This window comes from Acinetobacter entericus (assembly GCF_026168575.1).
Taxonomy (GTDB): Bacteria; Pseudomonadota; Gammaproteobacteria; order Pseudomonadales; family Moraxellaceae; genus Acinetobacter; species Acinetobacter bouvetii.
The window spans coordinates 1-7,054 of sequence record NZ_JAPEQW010000055.1 but is presented as its reverse complement, the minus strand read 5'-3'; the positions used below and the strand labels follow the sequence as shown (position 1 = coordinate 7,054).

General features: G+C 33.5%; 7 protein-coding genes. 6 read left to right on the top strand and 1 reads right to left on the bottom strand.

Annotated features, from left to right (window positions below):
* Positions 1–119 precede the first annotated feature (119 nt).
* The 4 genes from OKC24_RS18725 to OKC24_RS18710 all read left to right on the top strand — a co-directional run bounded on the left by OKC24_RS18725 (position 120) and on the right by OKC24_RS18710 (position 3,613).
* Positions 120–440, top strand: a complete 321-nt coding sequence (locus OKC24_RS18725) for a type II toxin-antitoxin system RelE/ParE family toxin (RefSeq protein WP_000897307.1) — start codon at positions 120–122, stop codon at positions 438–440.
* Positions 433–705 (top strand): NadS family protein, encoded by a 273-nt coding sequence (gene nadS, locus OKC24_RS18720; protein WP_000369781.1) that lies wholly within the window; start codon positions 433–435, stop codon positions 703–705. Before OKC24_RS18725 ends, nadS begins: the two co-directional genes overlap by 8 nt.
* Before the next feature lie 492 nt (positions 706–1,197).
* Positions 1,198–2,673 (top strand): ABC-F type ribosomal protection protein Msr(E), encoded by a 1,476-nt coding sequence (gene msr(E) / locus OKC24_RS18715; RefSeq protein ID WP_000052512.1) that lies wholly within the window; start codon positions 1,198–1,200, stop codon positions 2,671–2,673.
* Between the two features lie 55 nt (positions 2,674–2,728).
* A complete protein-coding gene (locus OKC24_RS18710) occupies positions 2,729–3,613 on the top strand; it encodes an Mph(E) family macrolide 2'-phosphotransferase (RefSeq protein ID WP_000155092.1) in 885 nt (294 codons plus the stop codon).
* Positions 3,614–3,802: 189 nt separating this feature from the next.
* Here the strand turns inward: OKC24_RS18710 and OKC24_RS18705 are convergent, their stop codons facing one another.
* Complete coding sequence (locus tag OKC24_RS18705) at positions 3,803–4,414, bottom strand: recombinase family protein (protein ID WP_015060246.1); 612 nt, start codon at positions 4,412–4,414, stop codon at positions 3,803–3,805.
* A 298-nt stretch (positions 4,415–4,712) separates the two neighbouring features.
* On the opposite strand from OKC24_RS18705, the gene OKC24_RS18700 reads away from it, so the two are divergent.
* Together OKC24_RS18700 and OKC24_RS18695 are read left to right on the top strand one after the other, a co-directional pair.
* On the top strand, positions 4,713–6,239 hold the full coding sequence (locus tag OKC24_RS18700; protein WP_265466183.1) for an AAA family ATPase: 1,527 nt from the start codon (positions 4,713–4,715) through the stop codon (positions 6,237–6,239).
* The gene (locus OKC24_RS18695; RefSeq protein ID WP_265466182.1) at positions 6,232–6,906 is read left to right on the top strand and encodes an HNH endonuclease; all 675 of its coding nucleotides are present in this window, start codon (positions 6,232–6,234) and stop codon (positions 6,904–6,906) included. The genes OKC24_RS18700 and OKC24_RS18695 overlap by 8 nt, the downstream gene beginning before the upstream one ends.
* Positions 6,907–7,054: the final 148 nt, after the last annotated feature.

Genomic DNA, 7,054 nt, shown 5'->3' with positions numbered 1-7,054 from the left:
ATTTTAAATGGTTTATCGCATAGACATTTTAATTGGTGAATAACAGAGATCTACCAGCTCTCGTTTTTTGTTATGGAAACTGCTAAAATTCAAATACGCCATTGACGTATAAAGAGTCCATGTTATTTATTGAAACCAGCATCTTTACCAAGCAAATTAAAGACCTTGTATCTGATGAGGAATATCGTCAACTTCAGCAAGATCTTTTGGTACAGCCTGATAGAGGTGACCTAATCAAGAATGGCGGTGGTATTCGCAAAGTACGTTGTGCTCAAGGTAACAAAGGGAAAAGTGGTGGGATACGGGTGATTTATTATTGGGTCACCGAGGATGATCAGATCTTTTTCTTAGTGGCTTATCCAAAATCAGTAAAAGATAATTTAACAGATAAGGAAACCGCCATTCTGCACCAACTCGTGAAGGAGCAATTTCATGGATAACAACTTATTTGATGACTTGGTTGCTTCAATCAAAGAAGCTGGAGCTATCAAACGTAAAGAAGTTAAAGCAAGCCGAGTTACAGAACTCGAATTGCCTGATATTAAAGAAGTACGTGAAAAAACTGGCTTGAGCCAAAATGAATTTGCTGCACGTCTACATATTAGCCCCCGTACCCTGCAAAATTGGGAACAGGGACGACGCTATCCAACTGGACCAGCAGCTACATTGATTCGAATTTTAGATGCTCACCCAAGCCTTATTTGAAAAAATTACTTAAAAAATGGGAGCTTAAGGCTCCCATTTTTATTTCGTATAAGGTGTATTATGTTAATTTTAGAAAATCTTCACTACTATTATTTTAAAATAAGCCTTATATCCAAGCATAAAACAAGGTTGTCTAGACTTCTTTTAACAGTAAAGTTATCATAAAACTGAATTTTATTTTTTAGGTAAGTTTATGCATTCTATCCGCATTCGTTAAGACACAACTATTTGCATAGTGACACTATTTTATAATGGTGGGCTTTTGTTGTGTCTTTAAGAATATATGCGGATATATAAAGTAAAAGTATGCTTAATTTATAAGTATGCTTTTAGTGCATAGTTTCCAGTTATAACTTAATTGACTAGCTATTTGTCCACCCTGTGGATGAATAGCTTTTTTTTTGGGAGGACACTGTGATGCTAGCTTTTGTTTTCACCTAAATCCTGTTTGCTGCATAAAAAATTTCAAGAGCTAAACAGGAGTAAATAAAAATGAGTTTAATTATTAAAGCGAGAAACATACGCTTGGATTATGCTGGGCGTGATGTTTTGGATATTGATGAATTGGAAATTCACTCTTATGACCGTATTGGTCTTGTGGGTGATAACGGAGCAGGAAAGAGTAGTTTACTCAAAGTACTTAATGGCGAAATTGTTTTAGCCGAAGCGACATTACAGCGTTTTGGTGATTTTGCACATATCAGCCAACTGGGCGGAATCGAAATAGAAACGGTCGAAGACCGGGCAATGTTATCTCGCCTTGGTGTTTCCAATGTACAAAACGACACAATGAGTGGCGGAGAGGAAACTCGTGCAAAAATTGCTGCCGCATTTTCCCAACAAGTACATGGCATTCTAGCGGATGAACCAACCAGCCACCTTGATCTCAATGGAATAGATCTACTTATTGGTCAACTTAAAGCATTTGATGGAGCATTACTTGTTATCAGTCATGACCGATATTTTCTTGATATGGTTGTAGACAAGATATGGGAGTTAAAAGACGGTAAAATTACGGAATATTGGGGTGGTTACTCGGATTACTTGCGTCAAAAAGAAGAAGAGCGACAACACCAAGCCGTAGAATATGAGCTGATGATGAAGGAACGGGAGCGATTAGAATCTGCTGTGCAAGAAAAACGCCAGCAAGCTAATCGATTAGACAATAAGAAAAAAGGAGAAAAATCCAAAAACTCTACCGAAAGTGCTGGACGACTTGGGCATGCAAAAATGACTGGCACCAAGCAAAGAAAACTGTATCAGGCAGCTAAGAGTATGGAAAAGCGTTTGGCTGCATTAGAAGATATTCAAGCACCAGAGCATTTGCGTTCTATTCGTTTTCGTCAAAGTTCAGCCCTAGAACTGCACAATAAGTTCCCGATTACGGCAGATGGTCTGAGCTTAAAATTTGGTAGCCGTACTATCTTTGATGACGCTAACTTTATAATACCGCTTGGCGCTAAAGTCGCTATAACTGGATCGAATGGAACAGGGAAAACGTCCTTGTTAAAAATGATATCAGAACGTGCTGATGGATTAACCATATCTCCAAAAGCTGAAATTGGCTACTTTACACAAACAGGATATAAATTTAACACGCATAAATCTGTGCTCTCCTTTATGCAGGAAGAGTGCGAGTACACAGTTGCGGAAATTCGTGCAGTATTGGCTTCAATGGGGATCGGAGCGAATGATATTCAAAAAAACTTATCCGACTTATCGGGAGGTGAAATCATCAAACTGCTTTTATCCAAAATGCTTTTAGGAAAATATAATATTTTGCTTATGGATGAACCAGGAAACTATCTTGACCTAAAAAGTATTGCCGCATTAGAAACAATGATGAAGTCCTATGCAGGAACTATTATCTTCGTATCTCATGACAAGCAATTGGTCGATAATATTGCTGACATTATCTACGAGATCAAAGACCACAAAATCATCAAGACTTTTGAGAGAGATTGTTAATGATAGCCAATCTAATCCGAACATTAATTATTGAACTCTTTAAAGGAAATTAAAAATGACAATTCAAGATATTCAATCACTTGCTGAAGCACACGGCTTGTTGCTTACGGACAAAATGAATTTCAATGAAATGGGCATTGATTTTAAGGTCGTTTTTGCTCTTGATACAAAGGGGCAACAATGGTTGCTGCGTATTCCTCGTCGTGATGGCATGAGGGAACAAATCAAGAAAGAAAAACGCATTTTAGAATTGGTAAAAAAACATCTTTCTGTAGAGGTTCCTGATTGGAGAATTTCATCTACAGAATTAGTGGCTTATCCCATACTTAAAGATAATCCTGTTTTAAATTTGGATGCTGAAACCTATGAAATAATTTGGAATATGGACAAAGATAGCCCGAAATACATAACATCTTTGGCAAAAACCTTATTTGAAATCCATAGTATTCCTGAAAAAGAAGTTCGGGAAAATGATTTGAAAATTATGAAACCTTCAGATTTAAGACCTGAAATAGCAAACAATTTGCAGTTAGTAAAATCTGAAATTGGTATAAGTGAGCAATTGGAAACCCGCTACAGAAAATGGTTGGATAATGATGTTCTATGGGCAGATTTCACCCAATTTATACATGGCGATTTATATGCTGGGCATGTACTAGCTTCAAAGGATGGAGCTGTTTCAGGCGTTATTGATTGGTCAACAGCCCATATAGATGACCCAGCGATTGATTTTGCTGGGCATGTAACTTTGTTTGGAGAAGAAAGCCTCAAAACTCTAATCATCGAGTATGAAAAACTAGGGGGTAAAGTTTGGAATAAACTATATGAACAGACTTTAGAAAGAGCAGCGGCCTCTCCTTTGATGTATGGTTTATTTGCCTTAGAAACTCAAAATGAAAGCCTTATCGTTGGAGCAAAAGCTCAGTTGGGAGTTATATAATTTAAAAATATGATTGCTGAGAACTGCCTTGTTTTGAAACTTGGTTGGCTTTAATTAGTTTTTAGTATTCTTTATAGAAAATGCCTCGATCAAGGGGCATTTCTAACAATCATTTAACATAAAATTTCTTATGTGAAGTAACCTGAATGCAGCGGTGCCCCATTGGGGGCGCGTTGAGATAAGCCTCTTTTAGATAACTTTAGCAACTCGATAGACAGTTGCAACTCCACAATTCACTGCTTTGGCAATTTCTTCCTTAGTCATATTGCCAACTACTAGCAATTCTTTTATTCGTTTATGTTTAGCCTCATTTGCCTTCTTGCCTGTTGGTTTGTAACCCGAACGTGCCAGGCCCTGCTTAATACGTTCTATACGTTTCTCATTGTCTAGGCGGGCCATTGTTGCCAGAAGATCAATCAACATATTGTTGATGAGTTCCAAGATTGAATGAGTAATGCTGTCACTGGTTTGAATCATTTGGTAGGTAGTAGGAAGATCTGCTACGACTAAACGAAGTCCCTTCTCCTGGATCCTGCGCTTCAGCTCTTGAAAATCTCGTTGGGTTAGGCGTGATAAGCGGTCAATACTTTCAACTAACAATGTGTCACCTTGATTTGCTTCTGACAGTAGCTTATTCAATTCAGGTCGGTCTAACTTCGTACCACTATAGTTTTCCACGTACACAATGGTTTCACCCAAATTCAAGTTTTGGTTTAGATCCTGAAGAATCTGCAAAGCCCTTTCTGCATCTTGATCTTTAGTTGAAGCTCGTAGATAAATACGTGTATTCATTTCTATCATTTAATCTTAATTCTATTAGATTAATGATAATACTATCATTTAATTATTGCATTAAGTCTAATGATAGATATTGTATGCGATTTGGCTCGCTATCATTCAGGTATAGTCTTTTGATAAAAAAAGCATGACTAAAAGCCATGCCTTGGGAATTCGTATAACGTGTATTATGTTAATTTTAGGAAAGCTTCAAAATCGCTTTAAGCCATTTCATAAAAATTAAAGTTTTTAAATGTATAAGACTTTAATTTTATTATAGAATTAGTTAATTTTTATCAAAAAACTATAGCTAGAGGGATTAATGAAAGTTAAAAGTGTTTCTTTTGAAGATAAAAATTATCAGTTTTTTGAAAATGATAGCGATGAATTAGAAAATTTATTTACCATTTTAGTAGGAAGAAATGGATCAGGGAAAAGTAGAATTCTTCAAAAAATATGTTTTCTCTATTTAAACTCATTAAGAAGCAATAATAACCAAAATTTCGCAATTGAAAGTTTTACTGACTCATATCGATATAAAAATATTAATGATACCTCTCATCTTAATTATGGAAAAATTAACTATCAGATCAATGGTAATGAGTTTGAAATAAATATTCATAAAATTAATGGAATAAATACTTTTTATACTAATTCTTTAATAATTGAAAAGGAAAATAAAACACCAAATATTAATAAATTTATTGATATAAAAAAAATTATTGCCGTTTCAACCAGTCCATTTGATAAGTTCCCAATTCCAGACAGGCACTTCCACCTTACAAGTAATAACTCACTTGAAAAAAAATATATATATAGAGGAGCAAAAATAAAAACAAATAGTCAAAAAGACTATTTAAAAACTAAATTCGATCAACTAGGTTCATCTTTAATTAATTTCTTTTTAAGGGCGGATAAAACAAAAAATAAAGTTTCAATCTTACTTGATACAATCGGTGTTGATGAAAATATAACTATGCACTTTGCTTTTCCCTGGACCTTTCATCCATATGAAATTGTAAATGGAACAGGACGAAAAGTATCTGATACATTGAATTCTATACGTTTTTTTAAAGATAAGGCAGATAGAATAAATCTTTCAGACGATGAAGAAAAATTAATTATAGAAAGTCTTGAATTAGTAATTGAATTTTATGATTTTCAAGAATATAGCAATGAAAAATTTAGTTTAGATTTAAATTTATTTAGTGAGGAAAAATTATATAATTTTGAATTGCTAAACAGCTTATCTATATTAGCTAATTATGATTTAATTGACTTAATAGATATAAAATTTATAAAAAATAGAAAAAATTTTTATTTGACTGATGCAAGTTCTGGAGAATTATCTCTTATATTTAATTTACTTTCTATTGCTGGAGAAATAGAGAATGACTCATTAATATTAATTGACGAACCAGAAATTAGTTTGCATCCGGAATGGCAAAGCCATTTTTTACCATTATTAAAAAAAATGTTTAATGATTACACCGGCTGTCATTTTATTGTTGCTACACATTCACCTCAAATACTTTCCTCAATAGATAATAATAAGTCTTTTATTATCAACTTAGAAAATGATAATAAAATAATAAAAGGTGAAGAAATTTCTGAAATGTCAGCTGACTACCAGTTAGCTTATGTTTTTAAAGAACCAGGTCACAAAAATGAGTATTTAACTCGTATAGCTTTAACAGTTTTTTCGAATGTCAGTAAGAATAAAGTTTTCAGTTACAATGACTTGATTTCACTAAATTTATTGTTAGAAAATATCATCCATATGAATAAAAATGACCCATTACATCAATTGATCCTATCACTTGAAGAAATGAGAAAATTGTATGCCTGATATCAAAAAACAAATTTCTTTTACTCCAGAAATCAGAAAAATTATCAGGCAAAAGCTCAAAGACCCTAATTTTAAATATACAAATTGGTCTGATGAAAGTTTAGAGGAAATACGTAAGACCATAAGGGGTTTTTATAGAAATGAACAGAACGGTAAATGTGCTTACTGTAGAGGAGTTGTTTCCTTACAATCGGCTAGCAATTGTCATGTTGAACATATTTTACCAAAATCTAAATATTCAAAGTTTTTATTCGAACCAAAGAACTTATGTGTAATTTGTGCTGATTGTAACGAAATAAAGAGAGAGAAAGAAACTTTAGATTTTACTGATCAGATATTAAAGCAACCAAATATCCAATTATATCCTAGATCAACTAAATCTTTTCTTATCGTACATCCTCACTTTGATAACTATGATGAACATATAAAAATTTTAATAGGTGGACATTATGTTGACCTTAGTCCAAAAGGTAATAGGACTATCGGAATCTGTAAGTTAAATCGATTTCTACATAATTTTGGTTGGCCAGATGAACCTAGTAGTCTAGAAGATATGCTAAAAACTGCTGAAAAACTTCAGCACAATAGTGATCCATTAGAACAAATTAGAATACTTCGTGAATTAGCTAAGCAACTTAACAGTAATGCAGATATCCTTATAATATAGGGATATCTGTAAAACTAGATATGCAAAAGTCTGAATAATCATCAAATTTATAACTAGCTTTCTGAGTGTCTATTTAACATAAAATCTCTTATATGAAACTCAGATGTTAGAACCCATTTAAAGTGTCTATATTCTCACCAATAAAAAT

What these genes read in the sequence shown, in the direction of transcription:
- OKC24_RS18725 (WP_000897307.1), top strand. Translation starts at nt 120, where the DNA reads ATGTTATTTATTGAAACCAGCATCTTTACCAAGCAAATTAAAGACCTT.
- nadS (WP_000369781.1), top strand. Translation starts at nt 433, where the DNA reads ATGGATAACAACTTATTTGATGACTTGGTTGCTTCAATCAAAGAAGCT.
- OKC24_RS18710 (WP_000155092.1), top strand. Translation starts at nt 2,729, where the DNA reads ATGACAATTCAAGATATTCAATCACTTGCTGAAGCACACGGCTTGTTG.
- OKC24_RS18705 (WP_015060246.1), bottom strand. Translation starts at nt 4,414, where the DNA reads ATGATAGAAATGAATACACGTATTTATCTACGAGCTTCAACTAAAGAT.
- OKC24_RS18700 (WP_265466183.1), top strand. Translation starts at nt 4,713, where the DNA reads ATGAAAGTTAAAAGTGTTTCTTTTGAAGATAAAAATTATCAGTTTTTT.
- OKC24_RS18695 (WP_265466182.1), top strand. Translation starts at nt 6,232, where the DNA reads ATGCCTGATATCAAAAAACAAATTTCTTTTACTCCAGAAATCAGAAAA.